Source organism: Kangiella spongicola (assembly GCF_003194565.2).
Classification (GTDB): Bacteria; Pseudomonadota; Gammaproteobacteria; order Enterobacterales; family Kangiellaceae; genus Kangiella; species Kangiella spongicola.
The window spans coordinates 602,167-623,711 of sequence record NZ_QICH01000002.1 but is presented as its reverse complement, the minus strand read 5'-3'; the positions used below and the strand labels follow the sequence as shown (position 1 = coordinate 623,711).

Below are 21,545 nucleotides of genomic sequence, written 5' to 3'. Positions count from 1 at the left end.
CTCACAAACTATGAGTTTTAATTCAAACGATGCGCGCTTTATGGCGCGAGCCATTCAACTAGCTCAAAAGGGCTGGTATACCACTCGTTCTAATCCACGAGTCGGTTGCGTGTTAGTACAGATAATCAATCAAGAAACACAAATCATTGGTGAAGGTTGGCATCAAAAGCCAGGCTTAGCCCACGCTGAAGTGAACGCCATCGACAATGCTCGCGAGAATGGTCACGAGGTTAAAGGCGCGACCGCTTATGTAACCTTAGAGCCGTGTTCGCATTTTGGTAAAACCCCACCCTGCGCACAAGGGCTTATCGATGCGGGTGTTTCAAGAGTGGTTTGTGCCATGACCGATCCGAATCCACAGGTTTCTGGGCGTGGTATGAAGATGTTGCGCGAGGCTGGTATTAGCGTTTCGAGCGGCTTGATGGAGCAAGAGGCAAAAAACTTAAATCTAGGCTTTATTAAACGAATGACCAAAGGCCTGCCGAGAGTTGTGGCGAAGACAGCGGTTAGTATCGACGGTCGTACGGCGATGGCAAGTGGCGAAAGTCAGTGGATCACGGGCCCCGAAGCCCGAGCTCAAGTGCAGCGTCTTCGCGCCCAAAGTGGTGCCGTTATAACGGGCTCAGGCACGGTACTGTTTGATAACCCGTCGATGAATGTTCGAAGTACAGAATTTACGGGTAATCCCTATTTTGAGCAGCCAATTCGGGTCATTATTGACTCGAAACATCAAATACAGCCGGATGCGTCGATTTTTAAAAGTGATGGCAAATGTTGGTTAGTCTCTGCATCGCAGCGCGAACTACAGATAAGTAACGACGCTAACGTTAATCTTGAGTTGCACCAAGTCGTAAAAAGTCAGGACGGTTTTGTTGATTTAGAAGCCGTATTGCGCGAACTGGGCAGTCACGGTGTGAATGATGTGCTGATAGAAGCTGGCAGTGAGCTACTAGGCGCGTTTTTGCAACGCAGCTTAGTCGATGAGCTTCAGGTATTTATGGCGCCTAAGTTACTAGGTAGCGCCGCAAGAGCGATGGCAAATTTGCCATTTGAGAGCATGAGTCAGGCAATTAATTTAGAGTTCAAGGATGTGCGACAAGTCGGACAGGACGTAAAGTTAACCTACAACCGAGTGGACTAAATTGTGTTTACTGGAATTATTGAAGCAACGGGTTTTATCGAAAGCATAGAGCACAAAGGTGGCGACGCGCGCTTTGTTTTTAACACGGGTAAATTGGCGCTAGACGATGTTGCGCTAGGCGATAGCATTGCCTGTAATGGCGTCTGCTTAACGGTAATTGAAAAGTTTAAGCAGGGTTTTGCCGCCGATGTGTCGGTTGAGACGATTGATGTCACCTGCATGAAGTTCTACTTACCTAAGCAAGTCGTAAACTTTGAGAAGGCTATGTTACCGACCACTCGCTTCGGTGGTCACATGGTTAGTGGTCATGTTGATGCGATTGGCGAGATAGTCTCGATCGAGGAAGCCGCGCGCTCTATTCAGTATAAAATCAAAGCGCCACAAGAAGTGTTAAAATATATCGCTATTAAAGGCTCGATAACGGTTGATGGCACAAGTTTAACCGTGAATGACCTTGAAAAAGACCAGTTCAGCCTTAACTTAGTACCACATACGTTACAGGAAACTATCGCCGATAGTTATGAGGTAGGGACGCAGGTTAATTTAGAAATTGACCTTATCGCGCGCTATCTTGAGCGCTTAATGCACGCAGACAAAGCCGAGTAGGCCAGGGTTATGAAGCTAAACACAATTGAAGAAATCATCGAAGATATTCGTCAGGGTAAAATGGTTGTCCTTATGGACGATGAAGACCGTGAGAATGAAGGTGACTTAGTTATGGCGGCCAGTCAGGTTCGCCCAGAAGATATTAACTTTATGGCGCGTTATGGCCGCGGTTTAATTTGTATGCCAATGACGCGTCAGCGTTGCGAGCAGATTAATTTACCGCTGATGTCAGCCAACAACGGTGCTAAGTTCAGTACAAACTTTACGGTATCTATTGAGGCGGCGGAAGGCGTGACAACCGGTATTTCAGCAGCCGATCGCGCGCGCACTGTGCAAGCAGCGGTAGCGCCGAACGCTAAGCCTGAAGATATCGTGCAGCCAGGCCATATTTTCCCGATTATGGCGCAAGAAGGTGGTGTTTTAAATCGTGCCGGTCACACCGAAGCGAGTTGTGATTTAGCGCGTTTAGCCGGTTTTGAGCCTGCGGCTGTGATCGTTGAAATCTTAAACGAAGATGGCACCATGGCACGTCGCCCAGACTTAGAAGTGTTTGCAAAAGAGCACGGCTTGAAGATGGGTACTATCGCTGACTTAATCGAGTACCGTACTGAGAAAGAGCATACGGTTGATAAAATCAGCGAATGTCACTGGCCAACAGAGCATGGTGACTTTAGGTTACATACCTTTAAAGACACCATTGATGAGCAAATCCACTTTGCTTTAGTAAAGGGTAAACCTTCTAAAGACAAGCCGACGTTAGTGCGTGTTCACTTAACCGACAGCCTTTCTGACTTACTTGAGTCGCAGCGTGGCAAAAGCAAAAGCTGGACGGTGAGTGAGTCGATCGAAAAGATCGCGGAAGAGGGCGAGGGAGTGCTTGTCTTGATCGCTAAGAAAGAGTCGAGCGAAGAATTACTCGAGCGAGTGCGCAAGTTTGAGCGGGAAGATCAGGGTGAAACCTTAACCCAAGAGCAACAGCGTAAAAAGAAACGTACGGTCGGTATCGGCTCGCAGATTTTAGTCAACCTTGGCGTAAAAGATATGCGTTTATTGAGCTCTGGAACGCAATATACGGCGTTAGGCGGCTATGGCTTAGAGATTGTTGAGCATATCACTCCCCAAAAGTAGCTAGAAAAATTGTCAAAAATTAGTGATTTGAGCACGGTTATAATACAATACGGCCTTATAACCGTGGTCAATTCAGCTTGATCCTCATTATCCTTCGTAAGAGCCCAGTGTCACATGAGCGACTTTAAATTAGACTTTACCAAGACTCAGTATCAAGGTGGCAAAATTGCTATCGTCCATGCGCGTTTTAACCAACCGATTATCGATATGATGATTGAAGGTGTGGAGCAAAAATTTGCAGAGCTTGGCGTGCCAGCAGAAAACGTCTCGCGTTATGATGTTGCAGGTGCTTATGAGCTTCCGTATGCGACGCAGCAGGTTGCGATGAATGGTAACTATGACGCTGTCATTGCGATTGGCGTAGTGATTCGCGGCGATACACCACACTTTGATTATGTGTGTGCCGAATCCAGCCGAGGTTTGATGGATGTTTCCATTAAACACAACTTGCCGGTGATTTTCGGCATCTTAACCGTCAATAATGATGAGCAGGCAGAAGAACGCGCTAACCCTAAAAAGATGAACAAGGGTGGTGAAGCCGCTGCGACTGCAATTGAAATGATTAATTTAACTCGTAAACTAGGTTCGTAAGACCCAAGCTAACTGAGAATAAGAGCGCTAAATATGGAACAAAATTTTAAACCAGCAGCACGTCGCAAAGCTCGTGAATACGCGATGCAGGCGATATATCAGTGGCAAATGACGGGTAACGCTTTGAACGAAATCGAAGCACAGTACCTAAGCACTATGAACAGCAAAAAAGTGGATATTGTTTACTTTCAAGAGTTGTTCAACGGTGTATTAACAGATCTTCATGATATTGATGAGGTTGTGGCACCAGCTATCGACCGCGAAATGGAGGATATCGATCCTGTTGAGCGAGCCATTATTCGCCTGTCAGGATTTGAGTTAAAACACCGCATTGATATCCCACGTCGAGTAGTGATCAATGAAGGTATTGAGTTAGCTAAGACTTTTGGCGCAACCGATGGACACAAGTTCATTAACGGTGTGCTCGATAAGATTAGTAAAACACTGCGTCCTCACGAATAAGTCGAGGAATGTAAGTTGAAACGGTATGGCCGAATTTGATCTGATTGAACGATACTTTACTTTCGAATACGACTTTTCCGAAGACTCGAAAGACACCTCGGCCAACTCACCTTCAGCAGAATCATCTAAAAAGCCCCACGTCGTCAAAGGTATTGGCGACGATTGCGCCATATTTGAAATCCCTAGTAAGTACCAATTAGTCACTTCCACCGACACCTTAGTCGATGGTGTGCACTTCTTTTCTGACTTACAGCCTGAACTTATAGCCCATAAAGCGCTCGCTGCTAATGTCAGCGATTTAGCCGCCATGGGAGCTAGGCCACTAGCATTTACGCTATCGATCAGCCTGCCCGACGTCAGCGAGGAATGGTTAGAAGGCTTTAGCACCGGAATAAAACGCGCCAGTGAGACTTTTAATATTCCGTTAGTGGGTGGTGATACTACTCAAGGCCCACTTAATATTAATATCACCGCTTACGGCACCGTAAAAAAAGGCCGCTTGCTCGAACGAGATAAAGCACAACTAGGCGATGATATTTGGGTAACGGGACACTTAGGTGAAGCGGCTGCTGCATTAGAGCTTAATCAGAAGGCTCTCGAAAACAAAGAAACACTTTCAACTAGTGAGCAAGTTTTATGGGATGCTTTAACCAAACCTAAGCCACCTTTGAAGTTTGCACGAAAGCTCACTAAGCTTTCTAGTTGTGGCCTCGATATTTCTGACGGGCTTGCTGCCGATGTGGGGCATATACTGAAGAAAAGTCGCTGTGGAGCCACGCTAAACGTCGAGTTATTGCCGGTGTCTGATGCTTTAAAAACAGTTGTCGGGAGCGAGCAGGCGCCTCAGTATGCACTAAACGGTGGTGACGACTATCAGCTCTGTTTTACCGCGCCACAAAATAACCGCGATAAAATAAACAAGCTCGCTGCGCGCCAGGGTGTAAAAGCCAGCCGAATTGGTACCATTACCGACAATGGGCTTAAAGTGTTACTTCATGGTAAGCCGTTTAAGAGTGAGCGTAAAAGTTGGCAACACTTTAACAGCGATAACTAAAAGGATATAAAAACTACAATGACAGTCCCACTGGCCAAAAAACAACTGATTAAACGCATGGTGTTTACCAACCCATTACACTTCCTATCCTTTGGCTTTGGTTCAGGTCTGATGCCAAAAGCACCAGGAACCTGGGGCACGGTTGTCGCCATTCCGGTTTGGTACGGATTATCCTTTTTAACCCTTCCTTACTATCTAGTCGCAACCCTAATGTTGTCGATTATAGGCATTGGGCTATGTCATTACACCGCCAAAAAACTCGGCGTTCACGACCACCCAGGAATCGTCTGGGACGAAATTTGTGGCTACCTCATCACCATGATAGCCATCCCCAGCACCTGGCAGTGGGCGCTCGCCGGCTTTGTTCTTTTCCGCTTCTTCGACATCCTTAAGCCTTGGCCGATTAAATGGCTCGACAAAAAGGTACATGGAGGATTTGGGATCATGGTGGATGATCTTTTGGCTGGTGTGTTTTCTTTGGGGGTTTTGTACTTGGCATTTTTTACTTTAAGTTAATATATTATTTCGTGACTGTTTCGCTTTTTTAGCGACCTACTTTTTCTTAGATGCGTAAGAAAAAGTAGGCAAAAAGAACCGCACCCCGATATTGAGGTTATTTTTCAAATAACTTCCTTCGCTCCACTCAAGCCACTTAACGCACCGTGAAATACAGCCCATCCATGGTCTGGATTTCACTATTTGAATCATCCACGATTCAAATTGCTATGCCTTTCATTCTGCTCAGCTCAATATAGGGGTATTTGGTGCAAGCCTGTTGGTATGTACTAGATAGTCGATAGTATTTAAGTCATTGAGGTCTATAGCTCCCCCCTTAAAGTTAGCCGAGTGAGGAAAAGTTATAGCGTAAATTAGGCATGGAGCCTAATTTAGCTAAGACGAAACATGGATGTTTCGTTTAGTGGCGCGTGAGTAACTTTTAAGAACGAGGGAAGTCCGAAGGACCTAACGTCTGGGGCGTGTTTCTCTTTGGTTACTTTCTCTTGCTCGTAGAAGAGAAAGTGACTCGCCGAGGGGCGAAAAAACAAAGTTAAACTTAGATTCCAAGATTCCAAGATTCCAAGATTCCAAGATTCCAAGATTCCAAGATTCCAAGATTCCAAGATTCCAAATTAAATTTGGAATGACACTAGCCAAGGTCGCTGGATCCCGTGGTTGAACCACGGGATGACGAGATAAAAGGAAGGTTAAGAAACAACCTTAACAATATCATCGGCTGTTAAGCCAATACGTTCCAGCAAATCCCCTGTACTTCCGTGTTCGATGAATCTATCGGGTAGCCCTAGGTTTCTGACTTTGATCTGAAGATCGTTGTTTAAAATAAACTCGTTGATTGCTGAGCCTGCGCCACCTTGGACGGCGTTTTCTTCAATCGTAATGAATAAGTCATGGCTGTCGGCTAGTTCACGAATGAGCTGTTCATCGAGCGGTTTTACAAAGCGCATATCGGCGACGGTGGCATCGATTTTTTCGGCGGCTTCTAGTGCTGTTTTGACCATTGAGCCAAAAGCTAATATAGCAACTTTCTCGCCTTGTTGTTTCGTACTTTCTTTAACGAGACGCCCTTTACCAATTTCAAACGCTGTAAAGTGTTTTTCTGGTTCGATGCCTGAGCCCATGCCACGTGGGTAGCGTACGGCAACAGGGCCTTCATATAAGTAGCCAGTGTATAAGCATTGGCGACATTCGTTTTCGTCGCTTGGCGCCATGATAACCATGTTCGGAATACAGCGCAGGTAGCTTAAGTCGAAGGCACCGTTATGCGTGGCGCCGTCGCCACCGACTAGTCCGCCACGGTCGACGGCAAATAAGACGTCGAGGTTTTGCAGTGCAACGTCGTGGATTAGCTGATCATAACCACGCTGTAAGAAGGTGGAGTAGATAGCACACACGGGTTTAAAGCCTTCGCAGGCGAGGCCGGCTGAGACAGTAACGGCGTGTTGCTCAGCAATACCAACATCGTGGTAACGCTCTGGGAATTCTTTAGAGAATCGAATTAAGTCTGAGCCTTCGCGCATTGCTGGCGTGATACCCATAACTCGCTCGTCCTGGGCGGCTATATCACACAAAAAGTCGCCAAAGATATTGGAGTAAGTTTTTGGCTTAACACCTTTCGGTAACTCGTCAATTTTCGGGTCGAAAATTGGTACGCCGTGATAAGCGATAGGATCGTTTTCTGCTGGCTCGTAACCTTTACCTTTACGCGTGACTACGTGTAAAAATTGCGGACCTTTAAGCGATTTAATATTGCTTAGAGTGCTCAGTAGCGTTGGTAAGTCATGACCATCAATAGGACCATTGTAGTTAAACCCTAGCTCTTCGAATAATGTACTTGGAAGCATCATGCCTTTCATGTGTTCTTCTGCACGGCTGACAAATTCAGACAAAGGCTTAATACCATGAAGCGCTTTTTTACCTGTCTCACGAACACGTTGATAAAAGCGTCCAGCCAAGAGTTTGGCTAGATAACGGTTCATGCCACCGACGTTTTCTGAAATCGACATTTCATTGTCGTTCAGGATTACCAGTAAGTTAGCATCGGTGTCAGCCGCGTGGTTCATTGCTTCGAAGGCCATTCCGCCAGTTAAAGCACCGTCACCAATCACGGCGACACACTGGCGGTTTTCGCCACTTTGTTTAGCCGCTAAAGCCATACCAAGTGCCGCGCTAATAGAAGTACTCGAGTGACCTACGGCAAAAGTGTCATACTCAGATTCGCTGCGTACTGGGAAGGGGTGTAGCCCGTCAGTTTGGCGAATGGTGTGTAATTGCTCACGGCGCTCTGTAAGCACTTTGTGCGGGTATGCTTGGTGACCTACGTCCCAAACGATACGGTCGTCTGGCGTATTGAATATGTAATGAAGCGCAACGGTTAACTCTACCGTGCCCAAACCTGCGGCGAAGTGGCCACCACACTGACTGATAGTATTAATAAGGTATTGTCGAAGCTCATTGGCCACGTCACCCAACTGACTTTTGTTGAGTTCTCTCAAGTCATGTGGGTTATTGATCTGCTTCAATAAAGGGTATAAATCAGTGCTCATAGGTTCGGTAGATCCGTTAGGATTTTCGATGGACAATAAATTTAGCCAAATCGGCCAATAACTGGGTATTGTAGGGTAACTCAGCCAAAGCTTGTAGCGCTAATTGTAACAAATCTGTCAGCTTTCGGCGGGAACCTTCTATTCCAAGCAACGCAGGGTAGGTGCTTTTATCTTTGGCCAGATCTGAGCCTTGAGGTTTTCCTAATGTTTCAGTGTCCGACTCGATATCAAGAATGTCGTCTTTAACTTGAAAAGCAAGCCCAATGGCATCGGCAAAATCATTCAATGCTTGGCGTTCTTTTTGTTTCAAGGGCCCAGCACACAAAGCTCCAAGCAGTACACTCGCTTTAATCAAAGCGCCGGTTTTCATGCGGTGCATGTTCTCTAACATGGCCAAATCGATAGCTTTTTGCGTTGACTCTAGGTCAATCGCTTGGCCGCCTCCCATGCCTTGTGAGCCGCTAGCTTCCGCTAAAATACGAATCATTTCAAGCTGTTGCGGTTGTGCTTGTGAGCTAAATTCAAACGACGATAATTCTTGAAAGGCTTGGGTATGGAGTGCGTCACCCGCCAAAATAGCCGTCGCTTCATTGAATTCAATGTGGCAAGTGGGTTTTCCACGGCGTAAATCATCATCGTCCATAGCCGGCAAATCGTCATGCACTAAAGAGTAGCAATGGATAAGCTCTACGGCCAACGCCGGCGCGTTGAGATCATCAATATTGGCTCCCAATGCTTCGCCAACGGCGTAAACTAAGATCGGACGAATACGTTTACCACCGTTTAATGCCCCGTAGCGCATCGCTTGGTGCAAGGTATGTGGCATCGTTTCGGGCTGTGGCAAGCGCGTTTCAAGAAGCTGTGCGACTTGGCTTTGCCACTGCTGCAAATGGTTCTCAATAGTCATGATGAAGATTATTCTTGCTCGGAGCTGTCGAAGTCTTGTTCTTCGCTCTTCATTGAGTCACTGCCCATCAAGATAGTGACTTTCTGCTCAGCTTCAGACAGTAATTGCTGACATTGGCGAGACAATTTAACCCCTTTTTCAAAGACTTTTAACGCATCTTCCAACGGCAATTCGCCCGACTCTAATTGATCAACAATAGACTCTAACTCGGTTAGTTGAGTTTCGAAGTTTGTTTTGGAAGATTGTTTTGTAGGCATAGGTCTTTTTATGAGGATTCATTAAGGGTGGCTATTGTCCTATATTGTAACAAAAAAGAAAAGCGACAGCGTCAATACACCAGTTGCTACAGTTAGCGCGGTTAGCTACTATGTCAGAATAGTCATGGAAAAATCATAATCATCAACAACTTAACCAACGTGCGTGGGGCCTTGCAATAGCTAATGAGTGGTAGCCAATATCAGATCAAAAATGACGGTGATGCTGGTCAGCTGAGGCTCTCGGGGCGCTGGACGATTAATTGCGACAGCCAAGTTGCTGATTCTATTCTTAATGATTTTAGGCAAGAGCCTTTTGGCACCATCGATGGCGGCTCTATTGAGGCGTGGGATAGCTCCTTAGTCAGCCTCTTATTGCGACTCGATCAAGAGGCGCAGCAGCGCGATCTTAGCTTAAAGTTTCAAGCTTTTCCGCAAGGTGTGCTCGAGCTTCTGAAATTGGCGCGAACCGTACCTGAACGCGAAGGCTCCGGCAAAAACAAAGAAGAACAATCATTTCTATCTTTTCTTGGCGATAAAGCGATTACGGATTATCGCGAAGCAATCAGTTTTTTCTGTTTTCTTGGTGAAAGCGTCAAAAGTTTTTATCGCTTGTTACGAGGGCGTGCACGTTTTCGAGCAACAGACTTAAGAGACATCTTATCCGATACTGGGCCAGAAGCCTTGCCTATTGTGACTTTGATCAGCGTTTTGGTAGGGATAATTTTGGCCTTTGTCGGCGCGGTGCAGTTAAAGCAATTTGGCGCTGAAATTTATGTCGCTGACTTGGTCGGTATCGCTATGGTACGTGAAATGGGCTGCATGATGACTGGCATTATCATGGCTGGTCGAACGGGCGCTGCCTTTGCCGCCAGAATCGGCACCATGCAAGTTAACGAAGAAATCGATGCCTATAGAACTTTGGGTATATCCCCAATGGACTTTCTTGTTCTGCCACGGATCATCGCATTGGTCATTATGATGCCGCTGTTATGTTTGTACGCCAATGTCCTTGGGATCCTCGGTGGTGCCGTGATAAGTATTGGCGCTATGGGCTTGAGCTTTACAGAATATTGGCAGCAAACCTTAAATGCTGTCGATATGACCGATATTAGCTTGGGGCTAATAAAGGCCTTTATATTTGGTATCGTGATTGCCATAACTGGCTGCATGAACGGTATGCACTCAGGGCGAAGCGCCTCGGCTGTGGGTGATGCTGCAACTTCTGCTGTAGTCGCTGGTGTGGTCTTTATCATTGTTATCGATGGGCTTTTTGCCATCATCACTAGCTTATTAGGGATTTAATAATGACCCAACCAACGGACAACAGCATTATTAAAGTCGAAGACTTAACCATGGCTTATGATAACTTTGTGGTGCAAAGGGATTTAACTTTCGATATCAAGCCACAGGATATTTTCATCATTATGGGGGGCAGTGGCTGCGGAAAAAGTACGCTATTGAAGCATTTTATTGGCTTAAAAGAGCCGGCAGCGGGACGCGTTTTGTTTCGAAGCGACGAGGCGATTGGCCAAGATGGTAGTGAGTACGTAGATTTTTGGCAGACCCAGGACTCAAAGCGCCAGGCGCTGATGCAACGCTGTGGGGTGTTATACCAAAGCGGTGCTTTGTGGAGCTCCATGACGCTTGCGGAAAATATCGCCTTGCCTTTAGGCGAGTTTACCGATTTATCACCGAGTGATATCAAACACTTAGCTTCGTTAAAGCTGGCTTTAGTCGGTTTAAGTGGTTTCGAAGATTATTACCCTTCGGAGATTAGTGGTGGCATGCGCAAACGTGCGGGGTTGGCTCGTGCGCTGGCGCTTGAGCCAGAGTTATTGTTTTTAGATGAACCTTCGGCAGGGCTCGATCCGATTAGCGCTCGCATGCTGGATGATCTAATATTACAGCTAAGAGATAATCTTGGCTGCACTTTTGTGGTGGTGACACATGAGCTCGCGAGTATTTTCGCCATAGGCAATAACTCGGTGTTTTTGGATGCTGACAGTAAAACAATGCTCACTACTGGCAACCCTAATGATTTGGTGAGCAACTGTGAAAGCGAGACTGTGCGAAACTTCCTAACTCGTGGTGAGGGTGGTTAGAAAACAATGACTAAAAAGGTGTTTACGTGAAGAGAGCTATAAAGGATGAGTAATAAATCTCAATCGACGGCAATCGGTGGCTTTGTTTTAGGCGCTATTGTTCTGCTTGTGGGCGCTATTGTGCTTTTTGCAAAGGCTCGATTTAATGAGCCTGTGAAAGAATTTGTGATGTTTTTCGATGGCTCTTTAGCCGGTCTCGACCAAGGCTCGCCAGTGGTTTATAAAGGCGTCAAAGTCGGCTCGGTCAAAAAAATAGAAGTGATTTCAGACCCCAATACTTTGGATATTTTTACACCTGTTTACGTCAATATCTACCCCGACAGCTTCAAGGGGCTTAATGATCACGATGAGAAGATAGAAAATATTACTGAGCGCATTGTCGAAAAGGGTTTAAAAGGCACCTTGGAAACGCAAAGTTTAGTCACAGGAAGAATGCGCATCGCTCTGGAATTCAGGCCCGACATCCCGATCAGAAAGCTTGGCGTAATTAAGGATATTCCTGAGTTTCCGACTGCCCCAAGCGCATTAAGTCTGTTTGCAGATGAAGTTTCAAAGCTACCACTGGCGGACGTTGCCAATAATATGAATACCTTGTTGGAAAACGCCAATAGCTTAATCTCAGAAACTGATTTACAGAGCAGTTTGAATAACTTCAACGCGACCATGATCCAATACCGACAGGTTGCGGATACCTTTAATAAGGAAATAAAACCAGTCGCAGCAGAGTTTAAACAAACCATGGACGAGTACCAAACACTGGCGCAAAGCTTAAATCAACGGGTACCTAAGTTAGTCACCAGTTTGGAGCGAAGCTTTAGCAGTTTAGAGCGGGTGCTTAACGACACCGAAAAATTGGTGAACTCAATCGAGCACTCCTATGGCCAAGATTCTGAACTGCAGTATCAGCTTAATCAAACCCTTGAAGAGCTTTCTAAAGCCGCACATTCGATTCGAGTATTGACGGATTATGTTGAAAGACACCCTGAGGCGTTAATTTACGGTAAGGATAAGCAATGAAGTATCTTTTGATTGGTTTGTTTATGGCACTTACGTTAGGCGGCTGCTCGACTCGCTCGCCAAGCGCTAATTTTTACTTACTGGAAAATGAATTTAGTGATGCTGAGAAAACGGGCAACTTGCGTGTCGGCCTAGGCCCGGTATCGGTGGCGGATTATTTACAGAAGCCTCAAATAGCGATTCGAACCAACTCAAGCCAAATCATCTTTTCGGAGTTTGACCGCTGGGCTTCAGACTTACGCGGCTTGATTATCAGCTCGTTACAGCATGACTTAGCGATCGAACTCAACACCAACAATGTATTTGAGTTCCCGTGGCGTAAATCTGATCAGGTTGAGGTGTCGATTCAGTTAGACATCAAGCGGCTCGACGCCAGTTTTGATGATTCTTCAGCTTTCCTTGAGGCCAAAGTGACCTTGAGCAGAAAGGATGGCCCATCGGTAGTACGCTCTTTTGCCTTGCGAGAGGCTCTCGAAGGGGATGGTTATGCTGCCGCGGTAACTGCTGAGCGTCTTCTTATAAAGCAGCTGGCGAAGAAAATAGCGCAGCTTATCCAACAACCCTAAGCTTGCTTTTTTACGCTCAAGCCCCACATTTAGCCTAATAGCTATCGCATTAGGCCTTAATTCTCGTTAAAATCGCTAGCTTGCGTTATACATTTGCCGATTCTTAGGCTAGCAAGCCTTTGAGCTTAGTTTAATCAACTTGATACTGTGTGAGCAATTCCAATATGTCAGAGACAAAATCAACGGAAAAAACCACTGAAAATTCAACGCCAACCAACTTTATCCGCAACAAGATCAACCAAGATCTGGCTGAGGGTAAAAACGATGGGCGAGTTCATACGCGTTTCCCGCCAGAGCCAAACGGTTATCTGCACGTCGGTCACGCCAAATCGATTTGTTTGAATTTTGGAATTGCCGAAGACTACCAAGCACCCTGTAATTTACGCTTTGACGATACAAACCCGGCCAAAGAAAGCGAAGAGTTCGCGCGTTCTATTCAAGAAGACGTCAGCTGGCTAGGCTTTGAATGGGAAGGTGAAATTCGTCATGCCTCGGATTATTTTGATGATTTGTATAATTTCGCTGAAGAGTTGATCAATAAGGGCTTGGCTTATGTTGATGAGCAGCCAGCGGAAGATATAGCTAAAAATCGTGGTAACTTCCAAACTCCAGGCAAAAACAGCCCTTATCGTGATCGTCCGACGGAAGAAAGCCTAGAGCTTTTCCGTAATATGAAGGCCGGCAAATATGCCGATGGGCAGATGGTCTTGCGCGCAAAGATCGACATGGCGCACCCGAATATGTTGATGCGTGATCCGGTTTTATACCGAATTCGTCGTTTACACCATATCCGCACAGGCGATAAGTGGTGCATCTACCCGATGTATGACTTTACGCATTGTATTTCTGACTCTATTGAGCACATTACTCACTCCTTGTGTACGCTCGAATTTGAAGTCAATCGACCGCTTTATGACTGGGTACTTGACAATATTTCGGCTCCATCGCGCCCACAACAAATTGAATTTTCACGACTTAACCTCGCTTACACTATCACTTCTAAGCGTAAACTGACTCAACTGGTTGAGGATGGCAAGGTTGATGGCTGGGATGATCCTCGTATGCCAACGATTGCGGGTATGCGCCGTCGCGGTTATACACCACAATCAATTCGTAATTTCTGTGCAGCGGTGGGTATAAGCAAGGTCAATAGTGTTACCGACATGACGCTTTTGGAAGATGCCGTGCGTAATGACTTAAACGATACGGTTGAACGTCGTATGGCGGTGTTAGATCCGATCAAGGTTGTTATCACCAACTACCCAGAAGACAAAGAAGAAATGTTAGAAGGCATGAACCATCCGAAGATTGAAGAGATGGGGACGCGTGAATTACCGTTTACGCGCGAGCTGTATATTGATCGTGCCGATTATCGCGAAAGCGCCAATAAAAAATATAAGCGTTTGGTTAAGGGTGGTGAAGTTCGCCTGCGTAATGCTTATGTTATCCGCGCCGATGAAGCGATTTTAGACGAGAACGGTGAAGTTAAAGAGCTTCATTGTACCTACGACCCAGATACTTTGGGTAAGAATCCTGAGGGGCGTAAGGTTCGTGGCGTGATCCATTGGGTGTCTGCGAAATACGCCAAAGAAGCGACAGTCCGCCTTTATGACCGTTTGTTTAATGTTCCAAACCCAGGAGCAATGGATGACTTTAACCAAGCACTTAACCCTGACTCGTTAAAAGTGATTAAGGCGATGGTAGAGCCGAGTGTGGCGGAAGCAGAGCCAGAGACACGATTCCAGTTTGAACGTGAAGGCTATTTCACTACCGATCGCTATGAGCACAATGCGGATAGTTTGATTCTGAATCGAACGGTTACGTTACGTGATTCTTGGAATGGTTAATTATAGGCTTCGTTGAATCCTACTAGCAAAATAGTTAAGCACAAAAAAGAAAGGCCACCCATATGAGGTGGCCTGATTCTTTTGACTAACAACTTTTAAGTAACAACTCTTTACATCAACTCTTTAAAAACAGTCCTACAACTTATCTATCACACGACATTTCCAATTGTAGAACTTCGGGCTAACAACTTATCTATTAAGTTAATAAACAACAAAGATTTTTAACAACAATTTTTTACAACAACAAAGAATATCTTATCTATTCACTAGGTTAGTCCACAGATTTTACAAATAGTTCAAACAAATCGTGAGAAATTTGGTTGGAACCTTGCTCAACTAGCGTTACTCTAAGATATACATCCCAACTTATTGATATTGCGAGTGATTATGAAACGATTGTTTAAATGGATATTGGGCATTGTTAGCACATTAATTGTCCTAATTTTAGCTTTAGGCATTGTCGCTGTGATTTTCTTCAATAGTGACGAGCTCAAAAATCAGTTAGTTAAGAAAGTCAAAACTGAAACCAGCGCAGACTTAGTCATTGAGCAGGAGTTGTCACTAAGCTTTTTCCCGTGGCTGCATATTGAAACGGGTGGTATCACCTTATCTCAACCACAAAGCTTTAAAAGCGATAAACACTTGATGAAAGTGGATCAAGTGGCGGCCAGTATCAAGCTAATGCCTTTATTTAGTGGCGACATTGAAGTTGGCGCAGTCGAGTTGTCTGGCGCTGAGTTAAATCTGCTTCGCGATAATCAGGGACGCTCTAATATAGAAGCTTTAGTTAATGCCAAGGAGTCAACGCCTTCTACTAAGACAAGCGATACAAAAGAAGCATCAGAATCCTCAAACTCAAAGCAAGGAAGTCTAAGTTTAGAAAGTTTGGTGCTGACAGATTTTACACTGAACCAATACGATTATTCTGAGAAGTTAAGCCAAAGTTTCCACTTGAACAAACTCGAAGTTAACGACTTTGCGCCAGGGTCGAGTACGCCGATTTCAGCAACAGGAACTTTGCAAGCAGATGGCGCTAAGACGGAGTGGGGGTTATCTGGCGATCTTTGGGTCGGTGCTGATTTCAAAAAGTTTAAAGTGAGCCAATTAGAGGCTGAACTTGAGGGGCTAAGCGAACAGTTAAAGGAAATTGCCTTAAGCGGAGATCTTGAGCTTAGTATGGCGGAGAAAACCACACAGCTTAGTCATCATGGCGTGGTTAGACTAAACGGTCAACCAATCAACATCCAGTTAAATGCTGGCTTCAGCTCTTTTAAAGACATCGATGTTAAGTTGAGCGCAAAGCGTTTAGAGCTTGAAGGATTGATGGCGGCGACAGCTAGCGAGGAAAAACCGAAACAGACTAAGCCACTCGATTTATCGCCAATTGCCGATTTCTTAAAGCGTGCACGGGTCAAAGGGCAGTTAGAGGTTGATGAACTTGTTTTGAAAAACGCGACTTTTAACAAAGTATCGGCGAACCTTAGAAATAAAGGCACTACGCTATTTCTCGATCCTTTTAAAGCGGATGCTTTTCAGGGGCATATGGAAACCATAGCCAGTATAAACTTTGTGGCTAAGCCTCTAGCCTTGTCAATACAGCCAGATTTTAACAATATTCAAATTGGCGATTTATTGGCGGCATTTTTTGAACTGGATAAGTTGTCAGGATTAGGCGAGCTTGACCTGAACATGAAAACCAAGGGGGCTGGCGTAAAAGAAATGCTTCAGAACCTTAGCGGTACAGGTAATTTACAATTAACGGACGGCGCCTTTAACGGAATTGATATTGAGAAACTCATCCAGTCTGGCTTGAGTTTGGAGTCGTTGAACAAGCAAAACTACAGTGGCAAAACCAGCTTTGCCAATTTGAGCAGTAATATTAAAGCCAATAAAGGATTAATCGAGCTACCGGACTTCAAACTTAACTCACCAGTATTTGATCTGGTGGGAAAAGCATCGACCAATGCTAATCAAGAAACCCTAGCGGGTAATTTCCAGCTATCCTTGAAAGGCAAGCTTAAAGAGCTGGTCGAGCAGAAATACCCAAAACTCCAAGGCAAAAAGTTACCTTTTGAGCTAAGGGGAACATGGGCGGAGCCAAAAGCGAGCATTGATATTGAAGCTTTGTTGAAGGCTGAGTATCAAGACAAAATCGACAAAAAGAAAGAAGAGCTTGAAGATAAGGCAAAAGATAAGTTGAAGGACAAGCTCGGCGATATTTTTAATCGTAAGAAATAACAACTAAACCTTTTTGCTACCGTTTGCATCAAAAGAGTAAATGGTAGCAATAATTGAGGTAAAACATGAACACAATGCAAAAGTGGGTTGGCCTTGTTTCAGCGGTAGCTATAGGTTTCGCTTCGTTAGCGCTTCAAGCTGATGAAACGAAAAGTTACTCTGAAACCTATGATTTTGCTGAGAATGGCAATATCAACTTAGGCAATATTAACGGTAGTATCGAGGTTACAGGCTGGGATAAGGATGAGATCGAGCTAAACTACACGGTTCGTGCTGATAGCGCTGATGATTTGGAAAACGTAAAAGTTGAGGTTAAGCATTCCAAGCAGGACCTTGATATAGAAGTCGACATAAGCTCCGGTGGCTTTATGAACTGGGGTGGCTCTTCCGGCGAAGTTTCTTTTGAGTTAAAAGTGCCTAGAGGTGTGAGCATCAACTCAATAGAGTCAGTCAACGGTAGCATCAATATTTCCGGTGTTTCTGGTGAGATAAAAGCTGAAACCGTGAACGGCAAAATCGTTATTGATAATGTTGCTAATGACGTTAAATTTGGCACCGTTAATGGCAATGTCAAAGTGTATGTGGATAAACTCAGTAGCTCAAGCCGTCTAAAAGGCGATACTGTGAACGGTGATATCGAAGTCTATTTACCTGAAAATGATGGTTTCGATCTCAAATCGGATACGGTCAATGGTGATCTTAGTAATGACTTCGGAATTGAGGTCGATGAAGGTCAGTATGTTGGCGCGGATATGAAAGGAAGTTACAAGAATGGCGGGGCGCGCCTAAAATTCGATACCGTAAATGGCGATATTGACGTCAACAAGAAGTAATGCTTCATCGCAAATATTCGATATAAATTAAAAAGCGGCTGTTTGGCCGCTTTTTTTTTGTGCATGCACCAAATAGATCATTAACGCTTATAATTTCTGCAAAATTACGGTATCAGAGCCCGGAAATTCGATGTCATAGTTGAATAAATTAGCTATCCAATAAAAAGTCTTTTCTGAGAAAAAGCAGATGTGCGTCTGATCATTTTTATAATGCCAGCGAGAAAAAGCCTCCAAGTTAGTCGGCCGTTTGGTCATAATGCCTAAGTAGCCACCAGAGCGCAGCAACGAGTCTAATAGCTCAAGCTCCTTTCTTGGTTGATTAAAGTGCTCTATGGCTTCAGTGGTGGTGATGAAATCGTATTTTTTTAGCAGAAGCTTTTCCTGCTTGTAGTAATAAATGTCGTAGTTATCTACCTTAAATCCTTGCGCTTCCAACATCGGTTTTATGGTTGGGCCTGATCCGCAGCCAAAGTCTAATCCATGGGCTTGTGGCGTAAGCTTTTGACTTAGCGGAATTAGAAGTTTGTTTAGAAAACCTCGATAACCCTCATCCTCAGGAGAGTTCTGATGTAAGTCATAGATCTCCTTTTCCACTTGGTTAGTGACGTGATATTGCTCTGGAACAAAGATTAACTGGCACACGCTACAGTTACGATAACTCCGCATTTTGTCTTCAAAATAATGGTGTGTATCTAAGGAATAGCAAAGAGGGCAAGCGATAGTCATGGTTTTAAGTTAAAATGGCCTAAAATTTTTATGATGTATTTAAATGTCTTTAGTTACTTTACAGCAAGTTGAGGTTGGCTACGGCGGGCCAGCACTCCTAAATAAGGTCGATTTCGCTATTGAACCTGGCGAACGTATCTGTATTATTGGCCGAAATGGGGTAGGTAAGTCAACGTTATTAAAGGTTGTTAACCGAGAAATCATTCCTGATGATGGCTCTCTGCGCTTCCAAGAAGGCGTAAAAGTAGCCAAACTTACCCAAGAAGTACCGTCCGATACTAAAGGAACAATCTTCCAAGTGGTGTCCTCGGGTTTAGGCCATGTCGGTGAATTATTATTAGAGTTCCGACAGCTCATCACAAACGCTGATGAAGCTTCTATGGAGAAGATGGCTCGAGTCCAGCAGAAAATTGAAGCTGAAGATGGCTGGGCGATGGATCAAAGAGTCCAATCAGTGATTAACCGTCTTGGCTTAGATGCGGATATTGAGTTTGAGGCCCTGTCAGGCGGCATGAAGCGTCGTGTTTTATTAGCTCAGGCTTTAGTTGAGCAGCCAGATGTCCTACTACTCGATGAGCCCACTAACCACCTGGATATCGAGTCGATTGAATGGTTGGAAGGTTTTCTAAAAGCCTATAAAGGCAGCATTCTATTTATTACTCACGATAGGCAATTCTTGAAAAGCTTAGCCACTCGAATCGTCGAAATTGATCGCGGTCAGCTGACTTCATGGCCGGGTGATTACGATAATTATTTACGTCGTAAAGAAGAGCGCCTAGCGGCTGAAGAAAAGCAGAACAGTGAATTCGATAAAAAATTAGCACAAGAAGAAGTTTGGATCCGCCAGGGTATTAAGGCTCGTCGCACCCGCAACGAAGGGCGAGTTAGACGCCTAGAAGCTGCACGAAAAGAGCACTCTGAGCGACGCAAACTTATCGGCAATGTTGATATGAAGGCGCAACAAGCCGAGCTTTCCGGTAAGAAGGTGATTGAAGCGACGGATATCAGTATGCGCTACCAAGGTCGCCAGCTGATAGATAATTTCTCTACACTTACCATGCGAGGCGATAAAGTCGGTATTATTGGTCCGAACGGCTGTGGTAAATCGACTTTAATCAAAATATTGCTGGGTAACCTAAGCCCAGATCAAGGAACTGTAAAACTAGGAACTAAGCTCGACATTGCTTATTTTGATCAGCACCGCGCACAGCTCGATGAAACGAAATCTGCGATGGATAACGTTTCAGAGGGTAAGGATATGATGATGATCAATGGCAAAGAGCGCCACGTCATCAGCTATATGCAGGACTTTTTATTTACGCCAGAGAGAGCTCGAGCGCCCATTACAGCTTTGTCAGGTGGTGAAAGAAACCGTTTATTGCTTGCTAAAATATTAGCCAAGCCAGCGAACCTGCTGATTCTCGATGAGCCTACTAACGATCTCGATATTGAAACCTTAGAGCTCCTCGAGGATATGCTTGAGAATTACACGGGTACTATGCTTCTTGTTTCCCATGACCGTGATTTTATTAATAATGTTGTGACGAGCTCTATTGTGTTTGAAGGCGATGGACAGGTTAATGAGTATGTCGGTGGCTATGATGATTGGTTACGCCAAAGAAAGGCAAAAGAGCCTAAAAAGTCCGCGACCCAGTCTTCAGACAAAGCGAAGCAAACGAGCGAAAAAACTCGCCGAAAAACTGCTAAGTTAAGTTATAAAGACCAGCGTGAACTGGATCAGTTACCAGCCAAGATAGCTGAGCTAGAGCAAAAAATAGAGCAAGTTCAAAACACTATGGCAGAACCAGATTTTTATCAGCAAGACCATGAAAAGGTAGCATCAGTTAGCGCAGAGTTAGACAGTTACGAGTCCGGGTTAGAGCAATTGTTTGAACGTTGGGAAGAGCTCGAAGCTATGAAGGAAGGGCTAGAATAATTTATTACGGCTCGATAACTATTTTGCTTGCAATGAAACATCGAACTTATAGTGATTATGTAAAGCGGTAACCTTATGTCTCAAGATGATTTTGATTTATTCAAGAAAGAACTTAGCGGTGTTAAACCGATAAAAAATGATCGGGTCAACCTCCATAAGCCGAATAATGAGCCATCCATATCGCAGCTTGCTAGGAAGGAAGCTGCGCTTGGACGCAAACCAAATCATGATCCTAACTATTTAAGCACAGATTTTATTGAGCCGGTTGAGCCGAATTCTTGGCTAGAGTATAAAAGTTCAGGCGTGCAGGATGGCGTTTACAAAAAATTGAGGTTGGGTAAGTATGATATCCAGGCCCACACTGATTTACATCGGCTAACCGTTAAAGAAGCGCGCGATGAGGTGTTTTATTTCATCAAAGGTTGCGTAAAGCGTGGTAAGCGAACTGTGCTGATTACTCATGGCAAAGGTGAGCGAAGTCAGCCCCAGGCTGTGTTGAAGAGTCATGTAAACCACTGGCTGCAACAACACGATTTAGTCATGGCTTTTCATAGCGCACAACAAAAGCACGGTGGCTTAGGTTCAGTTTATGTGTTGTTGAAGAAAAATGAACTGGAAAAGCAGCTTAATCGCGAAGCTTACAATAAAACGTTATAGGGGCGCTGATCATGGCAAGCAGGGAAAAACAAATAGTTGTCACCGCTAATAAGTCTTCAGGATTATGGCGTAAAACACGTAATTTATTGTTATTGCAAGTGAAGCTCTGGGTAGACGCGATTCGAGACTTCGCACTTATGCCGGTTGGTTTAATCTGTTACTTGCTCGATTTGGCGAGTGACAGTAACGATGAGCGCTATTGGAACAAGCTGATGAAGTGGGGGCGTAAAAGTGATCATCATATTAATTTGTTTCAGCACCAAAGCTTTGAGCAGAAGCGTTCCGTCACCATCGATGATGTCGCCGATATTGTCGAGGATGTTTTAAAAACCGACGTTAAGCAGTCGGAAAATACTCAGCAGTTGGTTGAAACGATTAAGCATCGAGTTAAAACACGCTTTACTCAAGATTGAGT

General features: G+C 44.8%; 21 protein-coding genes. 17 read left to right on the top strand and 4 right to left on the bottom strand.

The genetic code is table 11. The features are described 5' to 3' along the window. The first annotated feature begins 10 nt into the window (after nt 1–10). The 7 genes from ribD (at nt 11) to DL796_RS08535 (ending at nt 5,498) form a co-directional block, all read left to right on the top strand. Nucleotides 11–1,141, top strand: a complete 1,131-nt coding sequence (gene ribD / locus DL796_RS08565; RefSeq protein WP_110201276.1) for a bifunctional diaminohydroxyphosphoribosylaminopyrimidine deaminase/5-amino-6-(5-phosphoribosylamino)uracil reductase RibD — start codon at nt 11–13, stop codon at nt 1,139–1,141. 3 nt (nt 1,142–1,144) lie between these two features. Next, on the top strand, nt 1,145–1,747 hold the full coding sequence (locus DL796_RS08560; RefSeq protein ID WP_110201275.1) for a riboflavin synthase: 603 nt from the start codon (nt 1,145–1,147) through the stop codon (nt 1,745–1,747). Nucleotides 1,748–1,756: 9 nt separating this feature from the next. After that, a complete protein-coding gene (gene ribBA / locus DL796_RS08555; RefSeq protein WP_110201274.1) occupies nt 1,757–2,875 on the top strand; it encodes a bifunctional 3,4-dihydroxy-2-butanone-4-phosphate synthase/GTP cyclohydrolase II in 1,119 nt (372 codons plus the stop codon). Nucleotides 2,876–2,989: 114 nt separating this feature from the next. Next, complete coding sequence (gene ribH / locus DL796_RS08550) at nt 2,990–3,466, top strand: 6,7-dimethyl-8-ribityllumazine synthase (protein WP_110201273.1); 477 nt, start codon at nt 2,990–2,992, stop codon at nt 3,464–3,466. 33 nt (nt 3,467–3,499) lie between these two features. Continuing rightward, nucleotides 3,500–3,928, top strand: coding sequence for a transcription antitermination factor NusB (gene nusB, locus DL796_RS08545; RefSeq protein WP_110201272.1), 429 nt, complete (start codon nt 3,500–3,502; stop codon nt 3,926–3,928). Between the two features lie 25 nt (nt 3,929–3,953). Further along, the gene (gene thiL / locus DL796_RS08540; RefSeq protein ID WP_110201271.1) at nt 3,954–4,982 is read left to right on the top strand and encodes a thiamine-phosphate kinase; all 1,029 of its coding nucleotides are present in this window, start codon (nt 3,954–3,956) and stop codon (nt 4,980–4,982) included. Nucleotides 4,983–5,000: 18 nt separating this feature from the next. After that, nucleotides 5,001–5,498 (top strand): phosphatidylglycerophosphatase A family protein, encoded by a 498-nt coding sequence (locus tag DL796_RS08535; RefSeq protein WP_110201270.1) that lies wholly within the window; start codon nt 5,001–5,003, stop codon nt 5,496–5,498. A 689-nt stretch (nt 5,499–6,187) separates the two neighbouring features. Here the strand turns inward: DL796_RS08535 and dxs are convergent. The 3 genes from dxs to xseB are packed head-to-tail and all read right to left on the bottom strand — an operon-like array spanning nt 6,188 to nt 9,208. Next, entirely contained in the window at nt 6,188–8,044 is a 1,857-nt protein-coding gene (gene dxs / locus DL796_RS08530; protein ID WP_110201269.1) for a 1-deoxy-D-xylulose-5-phosphate synthase, read from the bottom strand. Between the two features lie 16 nt (nt 8,045–8,060). Next, entirely contained in the window at nt 8,061–8,951 is an 891-nt protein-coding gene (gene ispA, locus DL796_RS08525; protein WP_110201268.1) for a (2E,6E)-farnesyl diphosphate synthase, read from the bottom strand. An 8-nt stretch (nt 8,952–8,959) separates the two neighbouring features. Further along, entirely contained in the window at nt 8,960–9,208 is a 249-nt protein-coding gene (xseB, locus tag DL796_RS08520; protein ID WP_110201267.1) for an exodeoxyribonuclease VII small subunit, read from the bottom strand. 183 nt (nt 9,209–9,391) lie between these two features. On the opposite strand from xseB, the gene DL796_RS08515 reads away from it, so the two are divergent. The 7 genes from DL796_RS08515 to DL796_RS08485 all read left to right on the top strand — a co-directional run bounded on the left by DL796_RS08515 (nt 9,392) and on the right by DL796_RS08485 (nt 17,811). Continuing rightward, nucleotides 9,392–10,510 (top strand): MlaE family ABC transporter permease, encoded by a 1,119-nt coding sequence (locus tag DL796_RS08515; RefSeq protein WP_110201266.1) that lies wholly within the window; start codon nt 9,392–9,394, stop codon nt 10,508–10,510. Nucleotides 10,511–10,512: 2 nt separating this feature from the next. Beyond that, entirely contained in the window at nt 10,513–11,310 is a 798-nt protein-coding gene (locus tag DL796_RS08510) for an ABC transporter ATP-binding protein (protein WP_196597982.1), read from the top strand. Nucleotides 11,311–11,355: 45 nt separating this feature from the next. Further along, a complete protein-coding gene (locus DL796_RS08505; protein WP_110201265.1) occupies nt 11,356–12,327 on the top strand; it encodes an MlaD family protein in 972 nt (323 codons plus the stop codon). After that, on the top strand, nt 12,324–12,893 hold the full coding sequence (locus tag DL796_RS08500; RefSeq protein WP_110201264.1) for a PqiC family protein: 570 nt from the start codon (nt 12,324–12,326) through the stop codon (nt 12,891–12,893). The genes DL796_RS08505 and DL796_RS08500 overlap by 4 nt, the downstream gene beginning before the upstream one ends. 164 nt (nt 12,894–13,057) lie before the next feature. Next, on the top strand, nt 13,058–14,740 hold the full coding sequence (locus DL796_RS08495; protein WP_110201263.1) for a glutamine--tRNA ligase/YqeY domain fusion protein: 1,683 nt from the start codon (nt 13,058–13,060) through the stop codon (nt 14,738–14,740). 387 nt (nt 14,741–15,127) lie between these two features. Then, entirely contained in the window at nt 15,128–16,978 is a 1,851-nt protein-coding gene (locus DL796_RS08490) for an AsmA family protein (RefSeq protein WP_110201262.1), read from the top strand. 65 nt (nt 16,979–17,043) lie between these two features. Further along, nucleotides 17,044–17,811, top strand: coding sequence for a DUF4097 family beta strand repeat-containing protein (locus tag DL796_RS08485; RefSeq protein ID WP_227593027.1), 768 nt, complete (start codon nt 17,044–17,046; stop codon nt 17,809–17,811). Nucleotides 17,812–17,898: 87 nt separating this feature from the next. Here DL796_RS08485 and DL796_RS08480 read toward each other — a convergent pair whose 3' ends face one another. Then, complete coding sequence (locus DL796_RS08480; protein ID WP_227593026.1) at nt 17,899–18,477, bottom strand: class I SAM-dependent methyltransferase; 579 nt, start codon at nt 18,475–18,477, stop codon at nt 17,899–17,901. Between the two features lie 103 nt (nt 18,478–18,580). On the opposite strand from DL796_RS08480, the gene uup reads away from it, so the two are divergent. The 3 genes from uup to DL796_RS08465 all read left to right on the top strand — a co-directional run bounded on the left by uup (nt 18,581) and on the right by DL796_RS08465 (nt 21,543). Then, nucleotides 18,581–20,473 carry an ATP-binding cassette ATPase Uup gene (gene uup, locus DL796_RS08475; protein ID WP_110201261.1) on the top strand — a complete coding sequence of 631 codons (1,893 nt, stop codon included), beginning with the start codon at nt 18,581–18,583 and terminating at the stop codon, nt 20,471–20,473. A gap of 75 nt (nt 20,474–20,548) precedes the next feature. Next, nucleotides 20,549–21,130 carry a DNA endonuclease SmrA gene (smrA, locus tag DL796_RS08470; RefSeq protein WP_110201260.1) on the top strand — a complete coding sequence of 194 codons (582 nt, stop codon included), beginning with the start codon at nt 20,549–20,551 and terminating at the stop codon, nt 21,128–21,130. Nucleotides 21,131–21,141: 11 nt separating this feature from the next. After that, a complete protein-coding gene (locus DL796_RS08465) occupies nt 21,142–21,543 on the top strand; it encodes a hypothetical protein (RefSeq protein ID WP_110201259.1) in 402 nt (133 codons plus the stop codon). Nucleotides 21,544–21,545 lie beyond the last annotated feature (2 nt).

Excerpts from the sequence above, each read along its gene's own strand:
- ribD (WP_110201276.1), top strand. The coding sequence starts at position 11 with ATGAGTTTTAATTCAAACGATGCGCGCTTTATGGCGCGAGCCATTCAA.
- ribBA (WP_110201274.1), top strand. The coding sequence starts at position 1,757 with ATGAAGCTAAACACAATTGAAGAAATCATCGAAGATATTCGTCAGGGT.
- ribH (WP_110201273.1), top strand. The coding sequence starts at position 2,990 with ATGAGCGACTTTAAATTAGACTTTACCAAGACTCAGTATCAAGGTGGC.
- nusB (WP_110201272.1), top strand. The coding sequence starts at position 3,500 with ATGGAACAAAATTTTAAACCAGCAGCACGTCGCAAAGCTCGTGAATAC.
- thiL (WP_110201271.1), top strand. The coding sequence starts at position 3,954 with ATGGCCGAATTTGATCTGATTGAACGATACTTTACTTTCGAATACGAC.
- DL796_RS08535 (WP_110201270.1), top strand. The coding sequence starts at position 5,001 with ATGACAGTCCCACTGGCCAAAAAACAACTGATTAAACGCATGGTGTTT.
- dxs (WP_110201269.1), bottom strand. The coding sequence starts at position 8,044 with ATGAGCACTGATTTATACCCTTTATTGAAGCAGATCAATAACCCACAT.
- ispA (WP_110201268.1), bottom strand. The coding sequence starts at position 8,951 with ATGACTATTGAGAACCATTTGCAGCAGTGGCAAAGCCAAGTCGCACAG.
- xseB (WP_110201267.1), bottom strand. The coding sequence starts at position 9,208 with ATGCCTACAAAACAATCTTCCAAAACAAACTTCGAAACTCAACTAACC.
- DL796_RS08515 (WP_110201266.1), top strand. The coding sequence starts at position 9,392 with ATGAGTGGTAGCCAATATCAGATCAAAAATGACGGTGATGCTGGTCAG.
- DL796_RS08510 (WP_196597982.1), top strand. The coding sequence starts at position 10,513 with ATGACCCAACCAACGGACAACAGCATTATTAAAGTCGAAGACTTAACC.
- DL796_RS08505 (WP_110201265.1), top strand. The coding sequence starts at position 11,356 with ATGAGTAATAAATCTCAATCGACGGCAATCGGTGGCTTTGTTTTAGGC.
- DL796_RS08500 (WP_110201264.1), top strand. The coding sequence starts at position 12,324 with ATGAAGTATCTTTTGATTGGTTTGTTTATGGCACTTACGTTAGGCGGC.
- DL796_RS08495 (WP_110201263.1), top strand. The coding sequence starts at position 13,058 with ATGTCAGAGACAAAATCAACGGAAAAAACCACTGAAAATTCAACGCCA.
- DL796_RS08490 (WP_110201262.1), top strand. The coding sequence starts at position 15,128 with ATGAAACGATTGTTTAAATGGATATTGGGCATTGTTAGCACATTAATT.
- DL796_RS08485 (WP_227593027.1), top strand. The coding sequence starts at position 17,044 with ATGAACACAATGCAAAAGTGGGTTGGCCTTGTTTCAGCGGTAGCTATA.
- DL796_RS08480 (WP_227593026.1), bottom strand. The coding sequence starts at position 18,477 with ATGCGGAGTTATCGTAACTGTAGCGTGTGCCAGTTAATCTTTGTTCCA.
- uup (WP_110201261.1), top strand. The coding sequence starts at position 18,581 with ATGTCTTTAGTTACTTTACAGCAAGTTGAGGTTGGCTACGGCGGGCCA.
- smrA (WP_110201260.1), top strand. The coding sequence starts at position 20,549 with ATGTCTCAAGATGATTTTGATTTATTCAAGAAAGAACTTAGCGGTGTT.
- DL796_RS08465 (WP_110201259.1), top strand. The coding sequence starts at position 21,142 with ATGGCAAGCAGGGAAAAACAAATAGTTGTCACCGCTAATAAGTCTTCA.